The following is a 25,744-nucleotide window of genomic DNA, read 5'->3' as shown; positions in this document are numbered from 1 at the left end:
AAATGCGGTATAATGAGAACGTTCTCAATTGTAAGCGTTATCATTTTAAAGGGGGAATCTAAAATGACTGTAGCGCTCGAAACCAGAAACAGCTATGAAAATTTCGTACTGGAGAAAGATATTATGTACTTCCGGGTCGGAGAGCATGGGCTGGTCTCTTTTCATGGGAAAAATTTTCACATTAAAAAACGGATGTCCACAGAGCAGATCGTAGAGATTACAACGGGCAGCGCTTTTTTCAAGGTGAATACCGATTGTTATGTGAACACACATAAAATTGTTCAGATTCAAGATGGCAAAGTATTTTTTGAGGTCAAAGGCGCTGACTCCAAATACACCTCGGTCACCAAACTTCGCCAATACCGCTTGAAAGAGATTGTGCAGCAGCACAAAACGGAAGCAGCGAAAAAGTAGTCACCGCTTGTCACCGCAAAAAAGCTTAGTTAGATCCATGTTGGGGATCTGGCTAAGCTTTTTTGTTATCGGGGGGTCCAAGCGTTACCGGCACCCTTCACCAAGCTCCGATTACAACAGCGTGCTATGTTGTACTTTATGCAACCATTTTGCTGTAATTGCGCCTTAGCACGCCTCTATATTGTACTTTATGCAATCATTTAAGCACGAAACCGCCTACCTCTCACCTTTTCGCAACAAATGGTTGTATTTTGTGCAACGTAGGACTGCATTAATGGTTAGAATAAGCCATTATGTTGTATAGAATGCAACGAAGGTCTTCGACTTTACCGCTCAACTGCCCCTTCGTCGCCTCATCCCACCATGCTTCACTCCTTACTCCTATCTGGTTACTCTCCCCCATCCCTTTCAGCAATCACTCCCATTACCCGTCATTCATCACTCATTACGAACTACTTACCATTCACACATTACACATTACTCTCCAAATCATATCATCACTCACCACTAACCATTCCACCCGCCGGTCACGCCATTACCCATTACTCTCCAGATTACATCATCTCTCATCATCCATCATCACTCACTACCCACCATGCCTCTAAACATTAAAGGGAAATAACACTGCTAATCTCATTCTTATCTGCCACTCTCGAGCAAACACAGGGAAATCATCCTACTAATTCCTCAAGCTTCACTAGAAATGAGGCGAATCGGCTGAATTAGTTCCACAAATTCCAGTTATTCGATTAAAGACCCACTCCGCGCCATTTTTAACAGGAGAAATCCCAGCTGCCGCCACCGAACATAAAAAAAGCCAGCGATATAATCGCTGACTTCTTTATGTGGTCCTGCTATGAAGTTCGGGCGAGTGTCTCTTGTTGATGTTCACGAATCAGAAATCGTATGTATTCTACGGTCGTATCTTTTACTTTCTTGGCTTCTTCCAAAGTAGCAAAGCTGTACTCCGCGTAATCTGTGCTTCCGTATTTCTTCAGTTCTTCATAATTCATCCCTAGTGTGGAAAAGTTATGAACCAGTTCATAAGGTGTCTTAGCATCCACATTTTGCACGAAAATGTCCTTGGAGAAAAAAGAGCCTTGTTTCTCTACTTTGAAGATGACACGAAAAGGCCTGTCCTTATCCGACACGAAGCACTTGATTACCACGTCAATCTCCATCGTTTTGTAATCCACAGCGTTTGCAGGATCTTGCTTTGGCATATGTTCAGGTGAATACATCCATCTTTTCAAAAACCCTAACACAAGATTACCTCCCCAATAACGACATGAATATAACTCATATTGTAATGGAAACGCTTCTAATTGACAATCCAAAATTTGGATAAATTGGTTAAATGGCCTCAAGCGATTTTTTTTCGCCTGTTTTCCGAAATTTCCAGATAATAAGTAAACATAAAATACCCGTTAGTAACCCGCATACGACAAAAGCCCCATTCGCCCCAAAACGATCTGCGACATATCCGGCAAATAAGCTGCCAAACGGTGTAGAACCGGCAAATACGAGCGCATAAACACTCATAACCCGCGCGCGATACTCCTCTTTGGCATTCATTTGAAGATTGGAATTGCTATTCGTAGCGAACATAATATTGAAAAATCCCGTTAAAGCCAGCACTCCCCCGCACAACCAAACAGACGTACTAAGCCCATTTAGAATCAGGCAGCTGGCAACCACTAGGCTTGCGATCATGCTGATTTTGAGTCTTGGACCCTTTTTACTGCGAAATGACATCGTCAGCGCCCCTGCAAAAGAACCGATTCCAAGGCATGACATCAGGGTACCGTAGGTGGTCTCTCCTAATTGCAATACATTTCTCGTGAAAACTGGAATGAGGATATTAAAGTTAAAAGCTAAAGTCCCAATCACCGTCACAAGCAGGACTGTCTGAGCTAACACTGGATCTCTTGCAATATAGACGATACCGTCCTTAATCTCCTTAAATACACCTTCCCGCGAGGTTTTCTTTCGAACATAAGGCGCTGTTTGAATCTGGAGAATGCCATACAATACAGCTATAAAACTGACTCCGTTAAGCAAGAAGCACCAGCCTGCCCCCAGCCAAGCCATCATAACTGCGCCAATGGAAGGTCCAACAATCCTTGCCATATTAAACGTCGTGGAATTGAGCGCAATGGCATTCATCAGATCTTCTTTTCCAACGATTTCAATATTAAAAGCCTGCCTGGTCGGCATATCGAGCGTGTTATTAAGCCCCAGCAAAAGCGCGAGTACAATAATAAACTCGTACCTCACCGTATGCGTCAAAACAAGCGTCGCCAGCGTAAAAGCAAGAATCATAGAAACCGTCTGCGTGACCAAAAGGATGTTCTTCTTTGGAAATTTATCTACGATAATGCCCGCAAATAGCGAAAATAAAAGGATCGGTAAAAATTGACAAGCCGTAACCATGCCAAGCTTAAGCGGCGAACCTGTCAGTGTAAGAACGAGCCAAGATTGCCCGATATTTTGCATCCATGTCCCGATGAGCGATACACATTGCCCTGTCCAAAGATAGCGATAATTCCGATGAGTTAAAGCATGGAAATGTCGATCGATAAAAACCGAACCTGCTGCCCTCACATTCATGCTGATCTACGCCTCCTCTGCAAATCTAGCTGCATTATTGCCCATTTTCTCCAAAATGGTTAGGGCCAATTGCTTCTCTTCTTGGGATAGGCCGTCGGTCAAACGCTCCCGCCAATCCGTCAACACTTTACGTACATCTTCCTTGATCAAAAGCGCCTTTTCAGTCAGATGAACCTCGTTGCATCGTTTATCCCTTTCACTGACCGTGCGCGTTATGTAGCCTTGCTCTTCGAGTTTTTTCAGTGCTTTTGCCGTCGTACCTTTATCGATTTTCAAGTAATCCGCCAGTTCTTCTTGCGTCAGGCCATCTTCCTTATAGAGCGCGTTGAGAAAAATATGTTGCCCCTTGCCGATATCGTACGCTTTCAGATGCTCACCAATATACATTTGACCATACCTGTATAACAGAGAGATCCACCTTGGAATGCTGTTTCGGGCATCAATCATAATCTTTTCTACTTCCTTCCTGCAAAATAGTGGGACTGACCGAATCGTTGCACTTGCCACTAGTTTATCATACGCGCGATTAGTTGCATGCGCAACTAATTTTTCAGATAAAACAGCCCCTTTTTAAGGGGGCTTGTCTGGTCATGTCAGATTATTCTTCAAAAATATGAAGTCATTGCACTTGTAGAAATAGCTGCTTTCGGCAGCTTTTTGCGAGCCATCCAGCGCCGCTGGACAAGAAATCCGCGAATCGCCTCATCACAAATCATAGCCACATAAACGCCGTGGAGCAGCCAACCGAATTTTAGACCAAATACGTACGTGCCTCCAACCGCAAAAATCCACATGACGCCAATGCTCACGTACATAACAAATTTGGTGTCACCGACGGCGTTAAGCGCATTATTGAGCGGCATATTCCACATTTTGAGAGGCTGCAGAATCAAATTCATGGCCATGACACCAACGACAATCGAGACAATTTGGTTATTTTCAGTAAATGCCCCTACGATATGTTTGCCTAATAAAAATAACAAGAGCGTATTGGCAACCACGACCACTTCGCCCCAAAATAACGCTTTATAGAGACTGCGATACGCTTTCTCCATCTGTCCCGCACCAAATAAATGCGCTACTTGAATTTGAACCGCCATTGCAAAGGACCAACCTGCCAGGAAAGAGAATGACTCCATCGTATTTAGATAGGTTCTAGCCGTAAGCTGCTCTGCGCCCATCGTAGCAACCATCGAAAAAAGAATAACTTGGGACAAGGTCCATGACGCCGAACTAATGGCCATCGGCAGGCCAACTTTCGCAACCTCTTTCAGTAATCCCTTATGGAAAACGCGCAAGTCACGCCAAGTGATAAGGGTAGTGAAGGTTTTGCGGAAAATGTAAAAAAGCACGAACAACGCAATGACGCGACTTCCTACCGTTGAAAGGGAAACGCCAAAAAGCCCCCATTTTGGGAATCCTAAAGCGCCAAAAATAAACACATAATTGCCAATAATATGGATGATGTTCATTCCGATTGCAACAAGCATCGTACCTTTCGTATTGCCTGTGCTGCGGATAATTGTGCTTAAAGTTAATACGGCTGCCATGACGATCGTTCCGCTGCCAACAATTTGAATATACTGTCGCGTCATCTCATATAGGGAGGCCGGGACATGCAGGAAATAAACGAACATATCCACACCAAAATAGAGCAGCAGTGAAACAACAACGCCCAAACCCAGCGTTAATGTAAAAGCCATCGAAGCCACTTTCCGCGCTTCTTCCTCTTTGCCTGCTCCAAGCTTCTGGGAGATGACAATGCCCGCTCCGCTGGATATAAGGACGAAGAGCATAATGACCGCTTGGAAAAATTGATTGCTGATCCCAACGACAGCTACCGCATCGTCCGAAATCCGGCTCACCATCAGCGTATCCGCCGTGCCGATCATAAATTGCAGAAATAATTCAATCATTATCGGCCATACAAGCCCAAATAACGTCATTTTCTTTGCGGTTTCCATGTTGGTTTCCTGTTCTTGAGCTTATTGTGTACACGCGTTCAGCAGGTACATACAATGATTTATTTTAACAACACTTCTTCAGAAGTCAATGCTTTTTCCTGCACAGCTGCCGCGATATCTAGGGCCGAGCTGAAGAAGCAGCCTGCTGACGCGCTAACGAACTCAGGTGCCGCTATTCGATGAAATAGAGGCCTTTTTAAAATCTAACGGACACAGCAGCCGCTATTTGCCTTCACAGCAGGGTTTCCGCTGTTTTAAGGTGTAATAACGCTTCTGGTGTCCGTTATGTTCAAAAATCAGGCTATTTTCTTGGAAATAGCGCCTGTGGGGTCCGTTACAACTTCAGGGTGGCTCGTTTCGTTGCCTAGAGCCCAACCCTTAAAGAAACTTCACGCAAACCGGCCGCGATACCGCCGCGGTTTGCCCGGTTTCCTGCAGCATCCCCGACTCCGCGTCTACGCGGAAAACCGTGATGCTGTCCGAGCCCTGATTCGCCGCAAGCAGGAAGTCTCCCTGCGGCGTCAGGGCGAAGTTCCGCGGCGTCCGCCCCAGCGTCGCCTGCCAACCCACGACGGACAGCGTGCCGCTTGGTCCGTCCACGGCATAAAACGCGATACTGTCGTGTCCGCGGTTCGAAGCATACACATGCCGGCCATCTCCGGAGAGATGGATGTCCGCGCATGTGCTCTCGCCGCTGAAGCCCTCCGGCAGCGTCGAAATGCTTTGCAGCGCGGTCAGCGTTCCCGCGCTCGCATCATAAGCCAGCACAGTGACTGTGCTGTCCAGCTCATTAATCGCGTACACGAAGCGGCTGTCCGCGCTGTACACCAAATGCCGCGGGCCTGCGCCCGGCTTCACCGCTGTTTCACCATGCGGGTGAAGGAGGCCGCCCTCCGCGTCCACGCGGCTCACGATCAGCCGATCAAGGCCCAGATCGGCGGAAATGGCATACCGATTGTCCGGCGCCAGCACAATCGAGTGCGCATGCGGACGCTCCTGGCGATCCGTTCGCGGCCCTAAAGTCCCTTCATGCTTGACCAACTGCGTAGGTTCGCTCAGCTTTCCACCCTCTTCAATCTGATAGGAAGTCACACTTCCGCTTGAATAATTGGCCACAAACACGGCGCTGTTCGTTTGATCCACGCTTATATAACAAGGAGCAGTGCCGCCTGTAGGCTGCTGGTTCAATTTCGTCAGCTTCCATGTTCCAGCTTCGATCGCATATGCCGCGGCTGATCCTCCAAATCCGCCCAGATAAGTATCGGTCTCACTGACCGCGTATAAGACAGTCCGATCCTCATTCAGCGCAAGGAACGAAGCGTTAGGCAAATCGCTATACGCATCCAAAAGTGTGATTTCTCCGCTTTGCAGGTCCAGCCTAAATAACGTAATGCCCGTCTTATGTTCTTCGTTCGTATAAGAACCTACATAACCAAACAATTCTTTCCGTCCTTCACCTGACACCAGCAATCAGCCTCCATAATTGCAAAATAAAAAATGCGGTTTCCAACAACTACCGTCCTGCTCTTTCATCATTCATCTTTCACCGTTACCACGCCTCAGCACAGCCGTCACCACCATCGCAATAACAGCCCCATAAAGCGCTAACTCCATATCGTGATGGGTATCCCACGGATCACCTTGCGTTCCAAGAAATAACGTACCAATTTCCGGGGCAACAAGCAAAGCTACCCACATTTCTATCAGCTCATAAAAAGCTCCCAGCGCCAATATCATAACGCAGGTCATTACATAAAGCCATCTACGGCTTAGCTGCGTCCACGCACGCAAAGCTTCCCTCAGCGGGTAAGCGAGCAGCAGCCCAAAACTGAAGTGCACCAAGCGGTCATAATTATCGCGTTCCGAATGTAAGATCAGCTTCAGCCAAACATCCACGATATTTTCGTTATACGAATAATGAGCCCCGACGGTATGCAGCGCCAAGAACAAACCGATTAACGCATAAGACAAATTGGATAACTTATTTAGCTTATAAGTGCTGACCAGGGCAATAAGCGCTGCCCAAATCAAAAGATTTTCCAATACCCAATCGAATCTGCTGTAAGGAGCAATCGCCATCCAGATCCACAATCCTGCATAAATGACGATCATCGCATGTAAAGGCCTATTTGAACCAAAGTTTCTTGCAGATTTCCGCGCAATGTTTCCCTTCTCTTTCATGGCTGAGCCCCCTAGTTTAGCTTTTACTAAGCTTAGGTTATCTCGCCACAGTCTTTTCCAAAAGTACTAAGTTTATGTAGTACTACGCAAATCCTAGCTACGGACGAAGCTGGTAAAGCTTGGGTGTTAGATCGGAGCCTTCAAAAGCTTCTAAAATCCGACTCGGATACGTTTCAAGCTCGGAAAGCGTCGCAATGAGGAAGGCAGGGGCAGTCCTTCCGGACGCTTCTGACAATGCCCTTGCCTGCTCTAATGTCTTATAGGAAAAACGCCCCCAAGGAGCGGTATTCGCCTCCACAGCCGGATCGATCCAATAGGGAATATGTAGGCCATGAAACCAAGCGGCTTTGAGTACCTGCTCGGCAAATGCACCCGTTCCATACAGCATTAGAGAGGCAATGCCGTCTTTTTTAACCCTTTGAAGAGTGTCGAAAATCATCGCCTGACTGCCGAACCCATCTGCCAGCTGCAAATAATAATGATACAAATAATATGGAAACCTTCTCGTCGCCATACCCTGCGGCCAGTTCACATTCATAACGGAAGGCGCGTAATTACAGCTGTTCAAAAACGCTTCCGGTCCCGCCAGATACCACTCTTCCGCCACCGCTTCACAAATCAAAGCAATATACTCCGTGCAGAAATTGTCCTGATGGGTCAAGTCCCCCAAAATCCTTGCCTCTTCCGGCTTAGGCATAGCTAGAACGCGGTGCAGCGGCTTGCTCCACTCTTCCGGATGCATGGACGCTCTGGATAACCGTCCGCCTTTTTGCTGCAGCAGATACGCATAGTACCTTTGGAAGGCTAGCGCTCCTTTTTGACACGCCAGTTTCCCTGCGTATTCTTCCTCTGATCTGTGCAGCTGTGCTTGTATAGGGCTTATAGGGCCGGAATCGTCTTCGCTATAACGCAGCGTTGAGCCGAAACCGCCCATCATGAGCTCCTCCAAAAAAGCCGGCGTCCTCGCAATCCGCTTCCCCGACTCGCTTCCCCCGCTGCCTGAGCGGAGCATGCTCCGAATGTCCATGCCTTGAAGCCGGAGCTCATCCAGCCGATTCGTGCCTACAGCGAGTAAATGCAGCATTTCCGGCTGCAGTCCTGCGAGTCGTACAATTTTTTCCAATGCACCTTGAATGGTTCCTTGAAACCCAATATCGATCGTCACTAAACGATTCGGTGAACCAAACTCTTGCGTCAAATAGCCTACCAAAAGCTGCCTATGACGCTCAATCGACGCGGAGAGCTTACTTTGCCCAGCTTCACTTTGTAGATAATTGTATAAGAGACTATAAATGGTTTCCCCATTGTCCCCAGTTATGTACTTGCATGCTTCAATCGGTTTTTCCAAGTAAAGCTCGAAATCCCTCTCATCCAACCCAACACCCAACACGTCGAAAAGCTCTCTCACTTTCAAACCTTGAATATTTAATAGATAAGCAAGCTCATCTTCCCCAAAATGCTCAAGTCCCGCCATAAAAGTAGCTTGTCTGGACACGTAAACCGGCTTCACTTGAAGCTCCACGCCTCTCAACTGTGCAGCTTGCTCAAGCATCGGAGCTAATAAATACGCCTCCCTCATCAACGGGTTCACGCACGTGATGCCCTCTTGGACGCAAATATCCAGCACCCATTCGCACAAAGTGTGCAGGAAAGGCCCGATCACATCCGTGCCAAATTGGTATAAAACGCGCTCCTTTTCCCCGCTTCCAGCCGCCAAGTCCGAAGCTGCAGCCAGCTTTCGCAGCGACTTCCATTCCGGCAGCACATCCCCGTGCCTGACAAATTCCCAATGATGGATGCTTTCAAAATACTCCAGAATGACAGGATAATGTAACCCCCTTATTCCTGCTTTAGATGCTCCTTCCACATCAGCGGCTACATTGTCACCGATATGTACGATAGATTGACTGTCGATTTGCGGATAAAATTCTTTGAGCCTGGCAAACAGATGCCCTGACGACTTGCCCTCGCGCTCCTCAGACGAGACTAGCAGCGTATCCACCTGAGACAGATCTAGTCCTGCTGTCGCAAGTATTCGCCGAAGCTGCTCGGAAGACAGATACATATCCGATAACAGCGCCACTGGAATCCGCTCTTTTTTACAGGCGTAGAGCAAGGAGGTAATGTGGGGGTTAACATAGCAAAATTCCGCTTCAACCTCCACTTCCAGCCGGGCAAGCTCATCTCTGCGGCCAATCGCTTCCGGTATTTCCTCATAAATCAGCTCCAGCGTGACTTCACCGAAGCCGGTTCGAGCGGTTTGCTTCGCACGAGCTTTGTGTTCGGCACGAATGCGCATTTCTTTGAATGCTTCCGGGGATACATAAGTTTTCAGAAAGCCATTACGATGCGCCTGCTCGGCGATTTCCGCAAATACGTCAGAGGGATTCGCACAAGTACGAAAGAGCAGCGTGTCGAAAATATCCAGACTCAGCAGCCGAATGCCTTGTATTTTCCCAGCCAAGACACTCAAATAACGATCCTTTTCCCACAGCAGCAGATCAGTCGGGCTTATCGGAGCATGCAGTTCCTTTGGCATCAAAAGCCTCCTTCATGTTTGGCGCAAGCAGCAACTTGCACAAATGTATTTGAGAAATATGACGAATTTGAGGTAAGCTTAATCTATGATAAATCGGAGGTGTTTCTAGTTGTCTGACCAACCCTTGGTGTCCATTATTATCCCTACGTATAATCGTCGAATCGAGCTTGCTGAGCTCGCAGAATCATTATACCGCCAAACGTACAAAAACCTGCAAATCATTATTGTCAACGATGCCGGTCCTTCGGTAGATTTCATTCAGGAGCTTTATCCAGAGCTCGCCATTCAAATCGTGAATATGCCGCAAAACCTCAAGCACGTTCACGCTCGAAACCGCGGCCTGCAAGAAGCGAAAGGCGATTACATCATGCTCTGCGATGATGACGATTTGCTGCTTCCCATCCATATTGAACGCATGCTGCAAGAAATTCAAGGGTATGATCTTGTTTATCCTGATGTCGAAATTTTCGATTATGTTTATGAAAAGAATGCCCGCTCCATCACGAACCGTTTCGTATTCGCATATGAATTCGATGTTCCGGCGATGCGCAGATTTTCGACCTTTTTCTCATCCGGCTGCATTTTCCGCCCTGCATTGATTGAAGCCTTGGGACCTTTTGACACAGAAGTGTTCCATTATTGGGACTGGGATTTCTTTTTAAGAGCGGCTGAGAAATTCCGCGTGAAACGCGCGCCCATTGCCAGCGTCCTCTATGCTTTTGCGCAGCAGGGCACCAGCAACATGTCGGGCCAGCTTGACAATATGCGCCCCTTCTTGGACATGCTCTCGGCCAAACATGGGCTCGGCGATTTGCCTACCAAAAATTTCTTCCTCTTGCTTGAGGAACCGGAAGTCAAGGAACGTCAAGCCGAAACCGAACTCATTTGGGACGGCCAACCGATTCGCTCGCGCTTATTCGAATAAACCTTTGCCATACAAGCTCCGAAATTCGCTTGGTGTCATCCCTTCTTGCTCCTGAAAACGCTGGTTAAAATAACTGGCGCTGGCATAACCGGCTTGAATCGCGATGTCCTTAATCGCCAGGCTTTCCTTCTCAATCAAACGCTGCTTCGCAAATTGAATGCGGCAAAGCGTAATGAAGGAGAGCGGTGTCATCGAGGTCGCTTTGCGAAACAATTTGCAGAAATAGTATGTGCTTACGCCTGTGAGCTCCGCCCATTCTTCCAGAATGAACGGTTCGCAGGCTTTTTGCTGCATAGTAGGAAGTATAGCCAGGATTCGATCCACGGACTCTATCCCCCGATTGCTCGTTAATGGGGCAGCATAACTCATGAATTCACTTAAGATTTTATAGGATAAAGTCGAAAGATTCGTCGGCTTCAGAATGCTATTCGACTCCGCTTCTAGCAGCAGCTCGTGAAAAGCCTCCTCCAGCTCACTCCATCTTTTAAGTGTCCATAACGTGCGCAAAAAGCCTTTTTCCAACATAAACTCCTTGAGATGACTACCGTAGAAATGAACCCATCGAACATCCCAAGGATCCTCTTTGGAGGAATAATAGCGCTGTTCTTGAAACGGATAATATAGAAAAGCATCGCCTTTTTGCAGCACGTGCTGCTCCCCTTCAATCTCCACATATCCTTTACCTGAAAGGATAAAATGAATGCTGTATGAATCATAATAACCTTCTTGCCGATAAATGGAGTGTTCAGGGGAATCCTGATACCAGCCAACCGATTCCGGAAAAATAAAATAGGGGCATTGCTGCAGCTTCGGCAGCATGACTTGTCTTTTCATCCCTCACGCCCTCCTTCCTCAATGACAATATTCCGATATCTGATGCAATATATTATCATATTCATTTTAAATAACTCGTTTTATAATAACAATATAACGCTATTAAATATTTTTTTCAAAGGAGATCATATCGTCATGACAAAGCTTCGTTGGGGAATTTTAGGCTGTGCGGGTATTGCAATTAGGGCTTGCATCCCCGGAATTGTGCAGTCGCAAACTGGTATTGTAAGCGCTATAGCCAGTCGCGATTTGCAGAAGTCACAAGAAGTTGCGGAGAGGCTTAACATTCCAAAAGCTTACGGCAGTTATGAGGAATTAATTGCCGATCCGGATATTGATGCTATGTACATCCCTCTGCCGAACCATCTGCACAAAGAATGGACGATTCGCGCTGCAGAAGCTGGCAAGCATGTGCTTTGCGAAAAACCTGCTTCATTAACGGCTGCTGATACAGAAGAAATGGTTGCGGCTTGTGAAAAGGCCGGCGTACAGTTCGCCGAAGCCTTCATGTATCGCCACCATCCTCGATATACACGCATTAAAGAAATCATTGATTCCGGAGAGATCGGCGAAATTCGCGGTATTCATGGCGCTTTCACCTTCAGCAACCCGGGCGACAGCAAAAATGTCCGCTTCAAACGCGAGTGGGGCGGAGGTTCGCTATATGATGTTGGCTGTTATCCGATCAGCGCAGCGAGAATGATTCTGGGCCGAGAGCCTGAAGCGGTTACGACACACGCCTTCTTCTCCCCTGAACATGATGACGTCGATATGATGATGTCCGGACTTGTGGAATTCAGCGGCAATGTCGCGCTAACTTTTGACTGCGGCATGTGGGCAGGTTCCCGCAATATCCTAGAAATCGTCGGAGCGACAGGGCGCATTGAAGTCCCTTCCGCCTACGTCACTCCTACGGAAGAATCCGGTCAATTTATCGTCCACACGCGCAATGAGCGTCGGGTTGAGACCGTTCCTTTCCTGAACCAATATGCGTTAGAAGTTGACGATTTAGCCTATGCCGCTTGGGGCGAAAAGCAGCCGAACTTTGCGGCTAGTGATGCTACCCTGAACATGAAAGTGCTTGACGCTTGTTTGGAATCAGCAAGAAAGCGCGCACGCGTTGTATTGTAAGTTAACAATAATTCCTTATCATACGAAAGGTTGGGATGACTGCGATGAAACACATTCAAATTAAAGGCTTGGAGAAACCTGTATCCAAACTGATTATGGGCTCTGACTTCTTCCGTCTGGACAACCGTCAGGAAGTCAGCGACGTTCTAGGCCATTATCTAGCGATTGGCGGCAATACCATTGACTCGGCTTTCATTTACTGCGGCGGGCAAAGCGAGCAAGCGCTCGGCATTTGGATGGATGAACTCGGCAACCGCGAGGACATCAACATCTTCACCAAGGGAGCTCACCATGATCAAAACGGCCCTCGTGTGAACGCAGAGGCGATCCGCAGCGACCTGTTCACATCGCTGGAGCGACTGCGCACCGACTATGTCGATCTTTATGCGCTGCATCGCGACGATCAGGCCGTTCCGGTCGGTGTGATCCTGGAAGCGCTGAACGAGCATGTAGAAGCCGGACGCATTCGCGCATTCGGCGGCTCCAACTGGACGCACGCGCGTCTTCAGGAAGCGAACGACTACGCTGCGAAGAACGGCCTTATCGGCTTCAGCTTCAGCTCTCCGAACCTCAGCCTCGCGAAAGCGAAAGAGCCGTTCTGGAGCGGCTGCGTCTCCGTCGATGAAGAAGCTCTGCGCTGGCACGAATCCACGCAGCTGCCGCTGCTGTCCTGGTCTTCCCAGGCGCGCGGATTCTTCACGGGCCGCTATACGCCGGACGTGCTCGACAACGCCGACCTCGTTCGCGTGTTCTACAGCGACGAGAACTGGACGCGCTTGCACCGCGCGGAACAACTGGCGAAGGAAAAAGGCGTAACCGCGATTCAGATCGCGCTCGCCTACGTGCTAAGCCAGCCGTTCCCGGCTTGCGCGCTCATCGGAGCGCGCAACGAAGCCGAGATGCTCTCCTGCCGCGACGGCGCGGAGCTTGTGCTCACTCCGCAGGAGTTAGCATGGCTTGATTTGACAGCAGCTACGGTGTAGCTGCATGATAGAAGCCCCGGCGGGTAGTGCCGGGGCTTTTTTAACCTCAACTATATTAGCCTGTCCCCCATCCTCGGCCCCAATGGACGGCTTATCCATCCACATGATAAGATAGAAGCTAACACTACTTACATCGTTAGCTAGCTTTCCTTGAGGAAAGCTTTTTAGGAGGTTCCATGGGAAAGACAGATATTCGCCGAGATGCCATTATGCAAGCCATCAAAGATAAAGGCTCCATCGCCTTGATCGATATCGTTCAGCAATTTGGCGTATCGGAAGCAACAGCCAGGCGGGATCTTGAGATTCTGGAGCAAGAGAAACGGTGCATCCGCACCTTCGGAGGCGCCGTGCTGGAAAGCTTAAAGGTGGAAGTCCCCTTTTTCAACAAAATGGACCTTTATACAGAAGAGAAAAAAGAAATCGCTGACAAAGCGCTTAACTTCATCGAAGACGGCGATATTATCGGCTTGACCGGCGGGACGACTACGACATTCATCGCCAAAAAGCTGAACCAATTCAAGAACCTCACCGTCATTACCAATGCGGTGAATATCGCCTACGAGCTGATTGGCACGCAAGGGCTGCAGCTCATTCTGACGGGTGGCGTAATTCGCACGCAAACGTTTGAACTTTCGGGGCCGCTCGCCAATGCGACACTCGATAATCTCAGCATCCGCAAAACCTTTATGGGTGTAGACGGCATTTCCTTGACTCGCGGCATGATGATCTACAATGAGCTGGAAGCCGAAACGAATCGCCGAATGATGAAGCAATCCATGGAGACGTATCTTGTGGCCGACCATTCCAAATTCAGCCGCAGCTCTCTTTTCGTCATTGGGGAAGTGCAGGAAACAACCGGTATTATTAGCGATTCCAAAATAACGCCAGAAATGAAGGAAGCCTTCAGAGACGCCGGCGCCCCCTTCCTTTAAAAAAGAAAAACTCGACCTCGGTTCTTCACCGGGATCGAGTTTTTTCACCTTAACAGCACCTATTGATTTTGCCGCTTTCATAACGCTCGTGAAGAGACTGCATATAGAACTCTTTTTCCGTCAAAATGGGATGGCCCGGATGATGCTCCTGCTGATGCTTCACGTATTTGTCATAGTCCGGGATATTGAAAATGATCTTGACCGTCGTGTTCAGCTTGTTCGAAAATCTCGTGATCGCATTCACGCTATCACCCTCCAAATGTGGATTGGACGAACGGCGATTCTTGTAGTTGGGGCTTTTGTTTTTGAATGATAATGTTGAACCACAAACGTATTGAAATGACGATCATTAGAAGGACAACGATACCAAAGAAAATCGTTAACCCTGCATCGATATAGTTATTCGTTACAATTTGATGCATAATGTCCATATTTTTAGCTGGCGCTATCACTTGTCCTTTATCAATTCCCTCTTGATACTTTTTGGCAGCCGATAGAAAACCGATCGTTGGATTCGGGGAAAATGCTTTTTGGTAACCCGCGGTCAACGTCGTCACGGCCAGGAATACGAAAGGAATCATGCCTACCCATGCATAGCGGGCTTTGCCCATTTTGATCATAATTGTAACCGCTACGGCTAAAGCAATGGCCGCCAGCATTTGGTTGGCAATCCCAAAGAGCGCCCACAGGGAGTTAATGCCGCCAAACGGATCGACAGCTCCTTGATAGAGGAAGTATCCCCACGCCAAGCAAACGATCAGGGAAGCGATGAAATTGTATTTTAGATCTTTGGTTTGGCCAAAAGGTTTGTAGAAATTGCCGACTAAATCCTGCAGCATAAACCGGCCGACGCGTGTCCCCGCATCTACGGCAGTCAGAATAAAAACCGCTTCGAACAAAATCGCGAAATGATACCAGAACGCTTTGGCTCCGTTTAAAAAGGAGGAGAAAATTTCCGCCATACCAACGGCAAGCGTTGGTGCTCCACCCGTTCGAGATAGGATGGTTTTCTCGCCGATTGCTTTGGCCGTGCCCGTAATTTGATCAGGCGTCAAGGTGAAGCCCCAGGATGAAATTTTGGCAGCGACGGCAACTGGATCGGTTCCAATAACAGCCGGTGAAGAATTCATTGCAAAGTACAGACCAGGCTCCAAGGAGCACGCCGCGATCAATGCCATCACCGCAACGAAAGACTCAGCGGCCATTCCGGCAAAACCGATAAACGGCGCATGGCTTTCTCGATCAATCATTTTTGGCGTCGTACCGGAGGAAATCAATGCGTGAAACCCGGATACCGCACCGCACGCGATCGTAATGAACAAGAACGGGAATAAATTACCGGAGAACACAGGCCCGGTACCGTCAATAAACTTGGTTACGGCAGGCATTTTTAGTTCAGGCAAAATCACCATAATACCGCCGGCAAGTAGCAGGATAACGCCTATTTTCAAAAATGAGCTTAAATAGTCCCGCGGAGCAAGCAGTACCCAAACCGGTAATATGGAAGCAATAAGCCCATAGATCACCATCAAAACCGCAATTTGCGGAGCGGTGAACGTAAACAGGTTAGCTAAAGCAGGACTTTCCGCCACAAACTGGCCTGACCACAAAACGATCATTAACAAAACAAAACCGATGATAGAACCCTCAATGACTTTGCCTGGGCGAATAAAGCGCATATAAAAGCCCATAAATATCGCAATCGGCATCGTCATCGCAATAGTGAACATCCCCCACGGAGATTCTGCTAACGCTTTCACAACTACAAGTCCAAGAACTGCGACAATAATAATGAGAATGGCCAGCGTTGCAATAGAAGCTAAAGTACCGCTGAATGGGCCAACCTCATCCTTGGCCATTTGTCCGAGCGACTTACCGCCGCGGCGCATGGAACCTACCAGGGTTACAAAGTCCTGTACGCAGCCCGCAAGAACGGCCCCGATAATGATCCAGAGAATACTCGGCAAATATCCCATCTGCGCGGCCAAAATCGGACCGACGAGCGGCCCCGCCCCTGCAATCGCTGCAAAGTGGTGACCGAAGAGAACGAATTTGTTCGTAGGCACATAGTCTTTGCCATCATTTTGAACATGAGCCGGTGTTGCCCGCTTGTCATTAAGCTCGTAAATTTTGCGAGCGATAAACCGACTGTAGAATCGGTAACCGAAAGAGTACGTACAAATGGCAGCAATAATTAACCAAATGGCGGAGATGCTTTCGCCTCTCGAAAGCGCGAGCATCGCGAAGCCCGACGCGCCAAGCAGGGCAATGACCGCCCAGATCACATTGGAAGCAAATTTGTTTTTTAGTAGTGACATATCTATGAACACCCTCCTGATAACATGAATGTTAGCGCTTACAGGAAGTATAACTTGTTTGGGGAACAAGCGGAATACCTCAAACGCAACATGCCATTTTCGAGCTTCATGATGTTAAATTTCTAGTTTCAAACGCAGCTGCTTCACATAATTTCGGCTAACGGGTATCGTGCTTCGCCCTGCATCTTCCATCAGCAGATTGTACGCGCCATTCACCCAGCTCTTCATTTCTGAGATAGCGGCGAGGTTAACCAGGTAGCTTTTGTGGCAGCGGAAAAAACCGTACGGCTCCAACTTCTGCTCCAGCTCAGATAAAGTATACGAGACAATATAAGCCTTATCGTGAAGGTGAACCTGCACATGCTTAATCTCTTTGCTAATATACATAATATCCTTCGGCGAGACATATCGGATTCCCTCTTCCAATTCCAAAGCGAGCTTTACGCTCGTTTTCACGGATGTCGTCTGGTCTGGTGCGGCCGCCGCTGCGCTGTTCTGAGGTTGTGATTTGCTTTTGCGCAGCTCTCTGAACACAATGGCGATATCCTCCTCATCGTACGGCTTCAGCATATAATGAAAAGCACGCAGCTTAAACGCGTGAACGGCGTATTGATCGTAAGCAGTGGAAAAAACAATTTTCACCTGCGGATTGATTTCCCCTACAATTTCGGCAACCTGCAGGCCGCTTAGATCCGGCATGTCCATATCGAGGAATAACACATCCGGCGCTAATTCTTTGACCTTCTTAATGGCATCCATTCCCCCGGTTGCCGCGGTCACACGATCTACCTCCTCACTGCTTTCCAAAAGATAAATCAATTCTTCTCTAGCCGGCTCTTCGTCATCCGCTATGACAATATTCCAACCCACCAGCCATCACCTCACCCAAAATTTTATGATTGTGCCTTCCCCCGGCTTGCTTGCAATTTCCAAAGGATGTTCTTTGCCGTAGTGATAATTCAGACGCTGCTCGATATTCCGCAAAGCCAGCCCCGCATGTTCCGACTGACTATCGAGTTCGGCTGTTTCAAGGCCAACTCCGTTGTCCTGTACAGTAATACGCGCATGGAGCTTGCCCTCGTCGGGCTCCTCCTTCACCGAAAGTCGAATGACACCGATGCCCGGCTTGTTTTTGATCCCATGCACGATGGCATTCTCGATCAGCGGTTGAATCGTAAAGGGAGGGATCGCATGATCCAGCAGCCTTTCGTCGATGTCGGCGTAAAATTCCATCTGATCGCCAAGACGGGATTTGATTAAACTCAGATAAGACATGACCAGCTCATATTCATCACGTATGGTGATAAGGCGCTGGTTGCCGTGACTCATATTTTTGCGCAAAAACTTGGATAGATGCATCACCATCTGGCGGGCTTCTTCCGGTTTCGTACGGATAAAAGATTTGACTGTATTTAGCACATTAAATAGAAAATGAGGATTCATCTGCGCCTGCAGCGAGCGAATTTCCGCATCCGCCAAAAGCTGTGTTTGCCGATCCGATTCGACGAAGGCATATTGCTGAGAAAGAAGCTCAGCGAGAGAGGAAAGCATGCGTCTGCGCGACGGATTGTCATCCTGCTCACGCTCGAAATACAGACGGAACTGGCCGACCTGCGGCCGATTGGGAACACGGATGATAAGATCGTTGGCATGCTGCGTTTTTCTTCCCTCCGCAACCCACGACTCGCCGTCCTTACTGAAAAATACGCCTACCGACTTCATTTCCTCATTCAGCACCTTCGAGATTTCCGCTACCGCCTTATCAAAATCCAGCCGCCAAAGCGGCATCGTCATATCGGCAATTTGCAGCGCTTGATGCGCATGCTCAGCACCGATTCTGGCCTCTTCGCGCTCCATTGTGTTATATAACACAAAATAGAGAGCGACACCAACACTATTCGCAAGCGTCTGGGGCAAACCTATGAGCGACACCAGATTGAATGCATCATCCCAAGGCTTGGCCAAAGCAAGAATAAGAATCATCTGTAAGGCTTCAGCCATGAATCCAACGAGGAATGCGAGCTGTACGGACGCTATTTTCCGAAAGCGCTTCTTGAAAGCATTGCGGCACAGCCCTGCCAATATGCCCTGCAGAATAGGAGCAATCATACAGGCAACCGCTACAAATCCACCTAGGCTGTACCGATGCACGCCGGCTATGATGCCGACGATAAATCCGCTTTTGACGCCGCCAAGCAGCCCCGCGATGACAACTCCAACGGTTCGTGCATTCGCAATCGCCGCTGTTGGCGAAACCTCGCCAATCCACGGAGCCGGCCTGTACGTGTAGTCGGAAACCGTCACACCCGAATACGTCGCAAGAATCGCATACGCGGAGAAAAAGAACAAGAACCGCCATTGATACGTTCTGTCCCCTTGATAACTCATATAACTGCGCATCCAGCGGCTGCGGGAAAACGCGAACGCCAGCGCGATCAGAAAGCCAACCCGTTCCATCATATCCACGAACAATTGAATCAGTTGAAGCATGCTTCACTCACCTTTTGCAATCTCATATCGTTATCCTAACAGAAATCGTGTAGGCTTGCTTGCCGTATACTCATCCAGCGCACCTTTCCCCCGCCAACCATTGTCAAAAACCTAGCTAGAATTCCGCTGTGGCTTGCTTATGGGAACTAGCGTCCTCTATTTTGGAGTAAAACGAGTGCTTTCCTCTAAGAGCGGAACTACAGGGTCTTATTGCGCCACCCTGGCGCGTTTTACTCAAGAAATTGGCGGAATAGCAGCCCCTAGTTCCTCTCCGCTTTCGGAATCAGCTGTTTTCGGGGGATTAATGGCCTGTAGTTCCCTTCGAAAAGAGCTTTCTGCTGATTTCATCGGCAGAACTAAGAAGCCTGACGACACAGACGCCGTCAGGCTCGGGGCTAGCTACTCTGCCAATCAATCCTGCACCTTTCCATCACAAATTCATTCATCGCCAACCTGCCCACAGCAAAAAAAGGAGACTGCCCTAAGAAGTCAATTATGACTTTCTCAGAGAGTCCCCTTTTTCATAAACTTACCCAGCTTTAACCTCTTCGGTATTCGGTTGTGGTGCAGCATTTGCTTTGTACTTCAAAGTAGGCAGCATAATAAATACGCCAATCAGGAAAAGTACTGCGGATGTGACATAAATGGATGGCAGCGAGAAGGACGCTTTAATGCTGCCGGCCAAACTCATTGTGAGAACCATCGCTCCCATGAACAACGGATTCAAAATCCCATTCACACGGCCAACGAAAGATTCTTCCGTGTTACCGAGTATCATTGTAGAGATCGCGATTTGGATAGCAGGCATCACTAGACCGGAGAAAAACTGCATCAAAAGCGCCAACCACACCAGATGAGTCAATCCCATGACAGCAAAAGTCACGACGCTTACCGCCATCCCGATAATCAACAATGCTTGCGGGGACACTTTTTTTGAAAAGCCCATCGTCGCCCCGCCCCCAATTATCATCGCAACGCCATTGGCTGCCATAAACCATTGCAAATCTTCCTTCGGCAACCCTAGATTTTCAGTTACTAGAAAGATGCCCAGCGGTGAAATCAAGCCAATCGCCAGACCTGCTACTGCAAAGCAGCCGCCTAAGGTGACAAGCATTTTATTATTCAAAACATACTTAAACCCTTGACCCATTTCCGCAAAAATATGCGTGGATGGCTTCTCGGTCCCTTCCTCATTTTTACGGTCCGCAGGAAGAAACGTGAGTACAAGCGCAGAAAGCAGGAAGCATACGCCCATGATTGCAATTGCTACTTCAATGCCAAAATGATAGTAAACAAATGTCCCCATAATAGGACCCAGAATCATAAAGATCGCCATCATCGATTGAAACAAGGACATCCCCATCTGCATTTGGGATTCAGGCACGTGAACCTTGAACAGCTTCATGCCGGAAGGTTGGGAGAACTGAGACAAGATGGACGAAACCAAGGTGGCGAAAAAAATCGCTTTCCATGAGCCGTAAAACAGTGTCACCATAATGGCAAATACAGACACTGCGCTGAGAATATCACACCAGACCATCGTTAATTTCGGTCTCCACCGGTCCGCAAAGGCACCACCGATAAACGAGAAAATAAAAATTGGCGCAAACTCGGCCACCGAAATTAAAGAAACCGAATATGGATCATTATTCGTCATGTCTGTGACATAGAGAAGAATCGCAAAGTTACGTACCCAGATTCCGATTTGTAAAAAAAGACCGGACAGCATAATGGCTTGCACGAAACGACTGGCAAAAAACGAACGCATCGTCGGAGTATCCGAAGCTATTGCTTGAGACAAAAGAAAAACACCCCTTCATTAATCAGATAGTCTTATAAAACAAGACCTCCTTCTTACGTAAGAAGAAGAAAAAATGTTTCATAAACCTTTTCTACTTTAACGAAAAAAGGTTCCTATCGTCTAGTGACATACGTCATATGACCAGTCACAAACCTAGATGCCTCAGCGTGACTGAGACATGAGCAGCGCGGCTCCAACGGCTCCTGCGGAGGACCCGAGCGCAGATGCCGCGAACCGGACCGGTCCGCGAATCGAAGGCAAGCAACGCTCCTCAACGATCTCGCGCATCGGTCCTAACAGCGGCTCGCCAATATGCGAGGCGCCGCCGCCAAGAATAACCACCTGCGGATTCAGCAGGTGGAGAATGCTCACGAGGCCGATGCCGAGGGCTCGGCCCGCTTCGCGCAGGATGCCGCTGGCGGCGGCATCCCCTTCCGCGGCTGCGGCCGCGACCAACCGCGCATCCACGCGGTTCGGGTCGCCTCCCGCGAGCCGCACGAGGGCGCCCGCTGCGCCCTCGCCAGCCCGGCGCACGTAGTCGGCGCCGCGGCGGCCAATGGCAGTGCCTGACGCATACAGCTCCAGGCACCCCACATTCCCGCAGGGGCAGAGCGGCCCATTTCCATCAATGGAAATGTGGCCGAGCTCCCCTGCGTTATGATTCGTTCCGGCGATCAAGCGCCCGCCGGAAATGATTCCCCCGCCGATCCCCGTGGAGATCGTCACAAACACACAGTCCGGCGCGCCTTCACCCGCGCCGGCCAGCCATTCGCCTACCGCCGCTGCGGTGGCGTCGTTCTCCAGCCTGACCGCGCAACCGAAGCGGTCAGTGAGCACGGCGGCGACGGCCACGTCGCGCCAGCCGAGATTGGTGGCGAACGTGACGACACCGTTCGCCGTATCGAGCGTGCCCGCGGTGGCGACGCCAATGCCGCGGAGAACGCCGCGACCGCCGGGCGCGGTCGCGAGCAGTCCCTCGATCAGGCTGCCGAGCCGATCGAGCACAGCCGCCTCCCCCTGCTGCGCCAGGGTGGGAATCTCTTCCTTGGCGATGATGCTCCCATCGCCGCTAATGAGCGCGGCCAACATCTTCGTGCCGCCCAAGTCAACCCCAACGTAGTACTCCCGAAGGGACACGTCTTGTGTATGTACGTCTTGCGTTCGCACGTCTTGTGTTTTTACCTCTTCCGTCCGTTCCGTCCCGCTCATATCCTGATCTCCCATCCATTCCCCCCCACTCATACCTCCAACCTCCATCCAATCGCATATTGTTCCGACAACGTAACAGGCAGCCGCCCAACCGGCTTCTCATGCCCCAGCAGCACATTTGCCAGAGACACCATCGCCAGGGGACGATTCTCATAACAGGCCAAATACGTCTTCACCTCAGGAAACTCAAGCAAATCATAAGGGTTTCTTCCTGCAGCTACGATAAGATGCAAATCTTCAATCGCCGCAAGAGCCTTTACCAACTGAGTCTGTTCTGGCGAAAAGGTGGCATTATAAGTGACCATAACCACCTGCTTTTTGCCTTCGGCAGCTTGCAGGGTTGCAGTAATCTCCGATTCGGAAGGGTACAATCCCAAGATCACCTCTTGGACATCTTTCCCCGTGAGTTCAGCCAGTGTAGCTCCCAGCGTTCCCTGACGCTCCACAACCTCATCAATCTCCGTGCCCGTCTGCACTTCCGTCCAAATCACGAGCGGCGACTCATTCATATTCAGCAGCTTACCGGCTTCGTCCTTCACTAGCGTAATACTTTTGCGGCTTAACTCCTTAGCCAAAAGCTGATGTTCCAGCGTTGAAATAGGTCCTTCTGGAATCGGCGCCAGTTTTTCAAATTGGATCTCTCGTTTACATTTGTGGGTCATTACTCGCAGGACTGACGCATCGATCCGAGACTCCGGGATACGACCGCTTTCAACAGCTGCAATAACGGCTTCCATGGCGGAAACCTGGCGTTCCAGCGTGTGACTGACCAGTATGAGATCCGATCCAGCCTCGATGGCGCGAACCGCACCTTCAGCTACTCCAATCCCTTCGGATATCGCTTTCATTTCCAAACAGTCCGTAACGATAAGCCCTTTGAAACCAAGTTCTTCCCTCAGCAGCTCGGTTAAAATCCGATACGATAACGTTGAGGGCACACCGTTTTGTTCCAATGCCGCGAACACGACATGCGCAGTCATTATGGCGTCTACGCCGCCTTCAATAGCTTTGATAAAAGGGGCGAGTTCAAGCTCCATAAGCCTCTCCATGCTGTGCGGAACAACTGGCAAATCATGATGCGAGTCTTCTGACGTGTCGCCATGCCCAGGAAAATGTTTGACCGTGGCGATAACGCCCATGTCCTGCAGCCCTTTGACAGCATGCGTTCCCATATCGCCGACGATGGCCGCGGTTTCCCCGTAGGAGCGCACCCCGATAACCGGATTCAAGGGATTATTGTTAATATCCAGGCATGGCGCAAAGTTCATATTCACGCCCATCTGACGCAGCTCCTTGCCCATGATTTTGGAGCTTGCATACACGCCTGCCGGCGCAAAAGCAGCCCCAAGCGCCATATTTCCTGGCAGCAAAGTCGCGCCTTTTTCAATTCGGGACACCATACCGCCCTCTTGATCCACCGCGATAAACAGGGGCTGCCCCCCGCTGTGACGGCTTATTTCTTGTAATTCTGCGGACAATTGCGCCAATTGATGCGCATCTTTCACATTCCTCCGGAAATAGATAACGCCGCCAAGCCCATATTCTTCAATTAGCTGCGTAATTGCTTGATTTGGCTCAACTGCATCAAAGCCACAAATAAACAGTTGACCAACTTTTTGGCGTAAACTTAATGGTTTATGCGCGTTGCAGGATATGGACGACATTATGGACACGCTCCTTGGATAGGTGATTAAGCTTTAATACATGCAATAATTCGTTTCTGCATAAGGAAGTACATCAGCACGACAGGGATCAGACTGAACATGATAGCTGCGCAAAGCGAACCATAGTTCATATTCAACTGGTCATAGAAAGCCACCATGCTCACAGGAAGCGTTCGAAACTTCTCTTTGGTCAGGAACAGATTCGCCATCATGAACTCGTTCCAATTGCTAAGGAAATTGAGCATAAACACTGGAATAAGCGGCGGTACGGTAATTGGAACAATGACGCGCCAAAGCAGTCCATAGATGGATAGTCCATCCATTGTACCCGCTTCCTCAAGCTCACTTGGAAAAGATTTGAAAAACCCGCTGATCATAAAAACCGTGGGCGGCAATCCAATAGTTATATAAGGCATAATTAAAGCAAAAGGTGTATTGTACAGATGGAAACTTCTCAGCAGCATATACAGTGGGACAAGCAAAGACCCGGCGGGCACCAGTAAAGCGACCATCAGAACTCGTTTGATGACCTTGCTTAGACTCGGAAATTTCATGCGTGTCAAGGCAAAGGAGGTACTTGTTCCGAGGATTAACGTCATCACGGCCGATATACTGGAAATCACAAGACTGTTCGTAAAATAGTGCGAGACATGCGCGCCTGTCCACGCGTTCCCATAATTGGACAGCAACCACACATGAGGGAAAGACCAAGGAAATGCAATGATTTCTTTATTCGTTTTAAAAGAAGAATTGAGTACCCAGCCCAGAGGGAACAGGATAATAGCTATGTAGGCCATGAGTATGGCATGAAGTATAGTACCTCGGAGGAAGGCTGCTTGTCGCTGGGTCCAACTTTTCAAAACCGCGCCTCCTCTTGCTTGGCCGTCAACCAGCCAAACACGGAAGTCAGCACACCTGTGAACAGTAAAATGAGCAGAGCGATGGCATTCGCATAGCCGTACTCGCCGATTCGGTACGCCTTTTTATACATATAAGTCGCCATCACTTCCGTTATCCCGTAGGGATTACCTCCCGTCATCACAAAGACGATATCAAGCGCTTTCATGGCACCGGTAATGGAAAGCAGGATCATCACGATAATCACAGGGCGCAGGAGCGGCAGCGTGATCGACCAGGCTTGACGAGAGCTCGACGCGCCGTCCATTTCGGCTGCCTCGAGGATGGTTACCGGGATGGCATAAATAGCCGACAAAACGAGAATCACATAAAAGCCAATCCACTGCCAGGCGTTAGTGACGAGCACGGAAATCAACGCCGTCGATTCATCAGCCAACCAGGTATGCTTCCAAGCCCCTAAGCCTGCAGCTTCCAGCAATTGATTCAAGAGTCCCGCTTCAGGATGATAAATGAATCCCCACAATACTCCGACGACAGCCGTCGATAGAATGGTAGGGAGGAAAATCATCGTTTTATAAAATCCCGTCCAACGCCGAACTTTGCTCAACACGAGAGCTAAACAAACAATGAACGGGATCTGTACGCCAATCGAAAAAGCAATAAAATACAAGTTGTTTCGCACGGCAATCCAGAAATATTTATCCTGAAACGCTTGGGTGAAGTTGTCCAGACCGTTCCACTTGGCTGGTAGGATCCCGTTCCATGCCGTAAATCCGTAGCGCAATGACATCAGCATGGGGGAATAGAAAAAAATCACTAGAAAAAGCAGTGTAGGTACTGTAAAAATAGCGTATGCCAATGGGTTTCTTCCTACTTTGTTCATGGTTCATC

23 protein-coding genes are annotated in these 25,744 nt (G+C 49.0%); 6 read left to right on the top strand and 17 right to left on the bottom strand.

Annotated elements, in window-relative coordinates:
* Positions 1-63: 63 nt before the first annotated feature.
* Positions 64-414 (top strand): LytTR family transcriptional regulator DNA-binding domain-containing protein, encoded by a 351-nt coding sequence (locus tag AC3WTJ_RS01575; protein WP_407869127.1) that lies wholly within the window; start codon positions 64-66, stop codon positions 412-414.
* 854 nt (positions 415-1,268) lie between these two features.
* Here AC3WTJ_RS01575 and AC3WTJ_RS01570 read toward each other — a convergent pair.
* The 4 genes from AC3WTJ_RS01570 to AC3WTJ_RS01555 form a co-directional block, all read right to left on the bottom strand.
* Positions 1,269-1,679 carry a hypothetical protein gene (locus AC3WTJ_RS01570; RefSeq protein WP_492520248.1) on the bottom strand — a complete coding sequence of 137 codons (411 nt, stop codon included), beginning with the start codon at positions 1,677-1,679 and terminating at the stop codon, positions 1,269-1,271.
* Between the two features lie 88 nt (positions 1,680-1,767).
* Positions 1,768-3,024 carry an MFS transporter gene (locus AC3WTJ_RS01565; protein ID WP_492520247.1) on the bottom strand — a complete coding sequence of 419 codons (1,257 nt, stop codon included), beginning with the start codon at positions 3,022-3,024 and terminating at the stop codon, positions 1,768-1,770.
* 6 nt (positions 3,025-3,030) lie between these two features.
* Positions 3,031-3,471 carry a MarR family winged helix-turn-helix transcriptional regulator gene (locus AC3WTJ_RS01560; protein WP_492520246.1) on the bottom strand — a complete coding sequence of 147 codons (441 nt, stop codon included), beginning with the start codon at positions 3,469-3,471 and terminating at the stop codon, positions 3,031-3,033.
* A gap of 158 nt (positions 3,472-3,629) precedes the next feature.
* The gene (locus AC3WTJ_RS01555; RefSeq protein ID WP_492520245.1) at positions 3,630-4,988 is read right to left on the bottom strand and encodes an MATE family efflux transporter; all 1,359 of its coding nucleotides are present in this window, start codon (positions 4,986-4,988) and stop codon (positions 3,630-3,632) included.
* 54 nt (positions 4,989-5,042) lie between these two features.
* On the opposite strand from AC3WTJ_RS01555, the gene AC3WTJ_RS01550 reads away from it, so the two are divergent.
* Positions 5,043-5,171: a hypothetical protein gene (locus AC3WTJ_RS01550; RefSeq protein WP_492520244.1), complete on the top strand. Its 129-nt coding sequence runs from the start codon at positions 5,043-5,045 to the stop codon at positions 5,169-5,171.
* Positions 5,172-5,366: 195 nt separating this feature from the next.
* On the opposite strand, the gene AC3WTJ_RS01545 is transcribed toward AC3WTJ_RS01550, so the two are convergent.
* The 3 genes from AC3WTJ_RS01545 to AC3WTJ_RS01535 form a co-directional block, all read right to left on the bottom strand.
* Positions 5,367-6,452: a lactonase family protein gene (locus AC3WTJ_RS01545; RefSeq protein WP_492520243.1), complete on the bottom strand. Its 1,086-nt coding sequence runs from the start codon at positions 6,450-6,452 to the stop codon at positions 5,367-5,369.
* Between the two features lie 72 nt (positions 6,453-6,524).
* Positions 6,525-7,169 (bottom strand): DUF2238 domain-containing protein, encoded by a 645-nt coding sequence (locus AC3WTJ_RS01540; RefSeq protein ID WP_492520242.1) that lies wholly within the window; start codon positions 7,167-7,169, stop codon positions 6,525-6,527.
* A 97-nt stretch (positions 7,170-7,266) separates the two neighbouring features.
* Positions 7,267-9,708 (bottom strand): HAD family hydrolase, encoded by a 2,442-nt coding sequence (locus tag AC3WTJ_RS01535; protein ID WP_492520241.1) that lies wholly within the window; start codon positions 9,706-9,708, stop codon positions 7,267-7,269.
* 109 nt (positions 9,709-9,817) lie between these two features.
* Here AC3WTJ_RS01535 and AC3WTJ_RS01530 point away from each other — a divergent pair, with 109 nt between their 5' ends.
* Positions 9,818-10,633 carry a glycosyltransferase family 2 protein gene (locus AC3WTJ_RS01530; RefSeq protein ID WP_492520240.1) on the top strand — a complete coding sequence of 272 codons (816 nt, stop codon included), beginning with the start codon at positions 9,818-9,820 and terminating at the stop codon, positions 10,631-10,633.
* Here the strand turns inward: AC3WTJ_RS01530 and AC3WTJ_RS01525 are convergent.
* Entirely contained in the window at positions 10,622-11,467 is an 846-nt protein-coding gene (locus tag AC3WTJ_RS01525) for a helix-turn-helix transcriptional regulator (RefSeq protein WP_492520239.1), read from the bottom strand. The two genes, AC3WTJ_RS01530 and AC3WTJ_RS01525, sit on opposite strands and share 12 nt — an antisense overlap.
* 135 nt (positions 11,468-11,602) lie before the next feature.
* Between AC3WTJ_RS01525 and AC3WTJ_RS01520 the strand changes: the two genes are divergently transcribed.
* The 3 genes from AC3WTJ_RS01520 (at position 11,603) to AC3WTJ_RS01510 (ending at position 14,513) form a co-directional block, all read left to right on the top strand.
* Entirely contained in the window at positions 11,603-12,598 is a 996-nt protein-coding gene (locus AC3WTJ_RS01520; protein WP_492520238.1) for a Gfo/Idh/MocA family protein, read from the top strand.
* Between the two features lie 44 nt (positions 12,599-12,642).
* Entirely contained in the window at positions 12,643-13,581 is a 939-nt protein-coding gene (locus AC3WTJ_RS01515) for an aldo/keto reductase (RefSeq protein ID WP_492520237.1), read from the top strand.
* A gap of 176 nt (positions 13,582-13,757) precedes the next feature.
* Positions 13,758-14,513, top strand: a complete 756-nt coding sequence (locus AC3WTJ_RS01510) for a DeoR/GlpR family DNA-binding transcription regulator (RefSeq protein ID WP_127458734.1) — start codon at positions 13,758-13,760, stop codon at positions 14,511-14,513.
* 49 nt (positions 14,514-14,562) lie between these two features.
* On the opposite strand, the gene AC3WTJ_RS01505 is transcribed toward AC3WTJ_RS01510, so the two are convergent.
* The 9 genes from AC3WTJ_RS01505 to AC3WTJ_RS01465 all read right to left on the bottom strand — a co-directional run bounded on the left by AC3WTJ_RS01505 (position 14,563) and on the right by AC3WTJ_RS01465 (position 25,712).
* Positions 14,563-14,757, bottom strand: a complete 195-nt coding sequence (locus AC3WTJ_RS01505; protein ID WP_174806861.1) for a YbdD/YjiX family protein — start codon at positions 14,755-14,757, stop codon at positions 14,563-14,565.
* A gap of 4 nt (positions 14,758-14,761) precedes the next feature.
* Positions 14,762-16,831 carry a carbon starvation CstA family protein gene (locus AC3WTJ_RS01500; protein ID WP_492520236.1) on the bottom strand — a complete coding sequence of 690 codons (2,070 nt, stop codon included), beginning with the start codon at positions 16,829-16,831 and terminating at the stop codon, positions 14,762-14,764.
* 114 nt (positions 16,832-16,945) lie between these two features.
* Positions 16,946-17,701: a LytR/AlgR family response regulator transcription factor gene (locus tag AC3WTJ_RS01495; RefSeq protein ID WP_492520235.1), complete on the bottom strand. Its 756-nt coding sequence runs from the start codon at positions 17,699-17,701 to the stop codon at positions 16,946-16,948.
* A 6-nt stretch (positions 17,702-17,707) separates the two neighbouring features.
* A complete protein-coding gene (locus tag AC3WTJ_RS01490) occupies positions 17,708-19,321 on the bottom strand; it encodes a LytS/YhcK type 5TM receptor domain-containing protein (protein ID WP_492520234.1) in 1,614 nt (537 codons plus the stop codon).
* 529 nt (positions 19,322-19,850) lie between these two features.
* Positions 19,851-21,089 (bottom strand): MFS transporter, encoded by a 1,239-nt coding sequence (locus AC3WTJ_RS01485; RefSeq protein WP_407873154.1) that lies wholly within the window; start codon positions 21,087-21,089, stop codon positions 19,851-19,853.
* A 195-nt stretch (positions 21,090-21,284) separates the two neighbouring features.
* A complete protein-coding gene (locus tag AC3WTJ_RS01480; RefSeq protein WP_492520233.1) occupies positions 21,285-22,346 on the bottom strand; it encodes an ROK family protein in 1,062 nt (353 codons plus the stop codon).
* A 14-nt stretch (positions 22,347-22,360) separates the two neighbouring features.
* Positions 22,361-23,995, bottom strand: a complete 1,635-nt coding sequence (gene nagZ, locus AC3WTJ_RS01475) for a beta-N-acetylhexosaminidase (protein WP_492520232.1) — start codon at positions 23,993-23,995, stop codon at positions 22,361-22,363.
* Between the two features lie 26 nt (positions 23,996-24,021).
* Positions 24,022-24,855, bottom strand: a complete 834-nt coding sequence (locus tag AC3WTJ_RS01470) for a carbohydrate ABC transporter permease (protein WP_492520231.1) — start codon at positions 24,853-24,855, stop codon at positions 24,022-24,024.
* A complete protein-coding gene (locus tag AC3WTJ_RS01465; RefSeq protein WP_492520230.1) occupies positions 24,852-25,712 on the bottom strand; it encodes a carbohydrate ABC transporter permease in 861 nt (286 codons plus the stop codon). Before AC3WTJ_RS01465 ends, AC3WTJ_RS01470 begins: the two co-directional genes overlap by 4 nt.
* Positions 25,713-25,744: the final 32 nt, after the last annotated feature.

The organism is Paenibacillus sp. FW101-FHT12H11 (assembly GCF_058790355.1).
The sequence above is the reverse complement of the archived record's forward strand: the minus strand, read 5'-3'. Positions and strand labels throughout refer to the sequence as shown.

What these genes read in the sequence shown, in the direction of transcription:
- AC3WTJ_RS01575 (WP_407869127.1), top strand. Translation starts at nt 64, where the DNA reads ATGACTGTAGCGCTCGAAACCAGAAACAGCTATGAAAATTTCGTACTG.
- AC3WTJ_RS01565 (WP_492520247.1), bottom strand. Translation starts at nt 3,024, where the DNA reads ATGAATGTGAGGGCAGCAGGTTCGGTTTTTATCGATCGACATTTCCAT.
- AC3WTJ_RS01560 (WP_492520246.1), bottom strand. Translation starts at nt 3,471, where the DNA reads ATGATTGATGCCCGAAACAGCATTCCAAGGTGGATCTCTCTGTTATAC.
- AC3WTJ_RS01555 (WP_492520245.1), bottom strand. Translation starts at nt 4,988, where the DNA reads ATGGAAACCGCAAAGAAAATGACGTTATTTGGGCTTGTATGGCCGATA.
- AC3WTJ_RS01550 (WP_492520244.1), top strand. Translation starts at nt 5,043, where the DNA reads ATGATTTATTTTAACAACACTTCTTCAGAAGTCAATGCTTTTTCCTGC.
- AC3WTJ_RS01540 (WP_492520242.1), bottom strand. Translation starts at nt 7,169, where the DNA reads ATGAAAGAGAAGGGAAACATTGCGCGGAAATCTGCAAGAAACTTTGGT.
- AC3WTJ_RS01535 (WP_492520241.1), bottom strand. Translation starts at nt 9,708, where the DNA reads ATGCCAAAGGAACTGCATGCTCCGATAAGCCCGACTGATCTGCTGCTG.
- AC3WTJ_RS01525 (WP_492520239.1), bottom strand. Translation starts at nt 11,467, where the DNA reads ATGAAAAGACAAGTCATGCTGCCGAAGCTGCAGCAATGCCCCTATTTT.
- AC3WTJ_RS01520 (WP_492520238.1), top strand. Translation starts at nt 11,603, where the DNA reads ATGACAAAGCTTCGTTGGGGAATTTTAGGCTGTGCGGGTATTGCAATT.
- AC3WTJ_RS01515 (WP_492520237.1), top strand. Translation starts at nt 12,643, where the DNA reads ATGAAACACATTCAAATTAAAGGCTTGGAGAAACCTGTATCCAAACTG.
- AC3WTJ_RS01510 (WP_127458734.1), top strand. Translation starts at nt 13,758, where the DNA reads ATGGGAAAGACAGATATTCGCCGAGATGCCATTATGCAAGCCATCAAA.
- AC3WTJ_RS01500 (WP_492520236.1), bottom strand. Translation starts at nt 16,831, where the DNA reads ATGTCACTACTAAAAAACAAATTTGCTTCCAATGTGATCTGGGCGGTC.
- AC3WTJ_RS01490 (WP_492520234.1), bottom strand. Translation starts at nt 19,321, where the DNA reads ATGCTTCAACTGATTCAATTGTTCGTGGATATGATGGAACGGGTTGGC.
- AC3WTJ_RS01485 (WP_407873154.1), bottom strand. Translation starts at nt 21,089, where the DNA reads ATGCGTTCGTTTTTTGCCAGTCGTTTCGTGCAAGCCATTATGCTGTCC.
- AC3WTJ_RS01480 (WP_492520233.1), bottom strand. Translation starts at nt 22,346, where the DNA reads ATGGGAGATCAGGATATGAGCGGGACGGAACGGACGGAAGAGGTAAAA.
- nagZ (WP_492520232.1), bottom strand. Translation starts at nt 23,995, where the DNA reads ATGTCGTCCATATCCTGCAACGCGCATAAACCATTAAGTTTACGCCAA.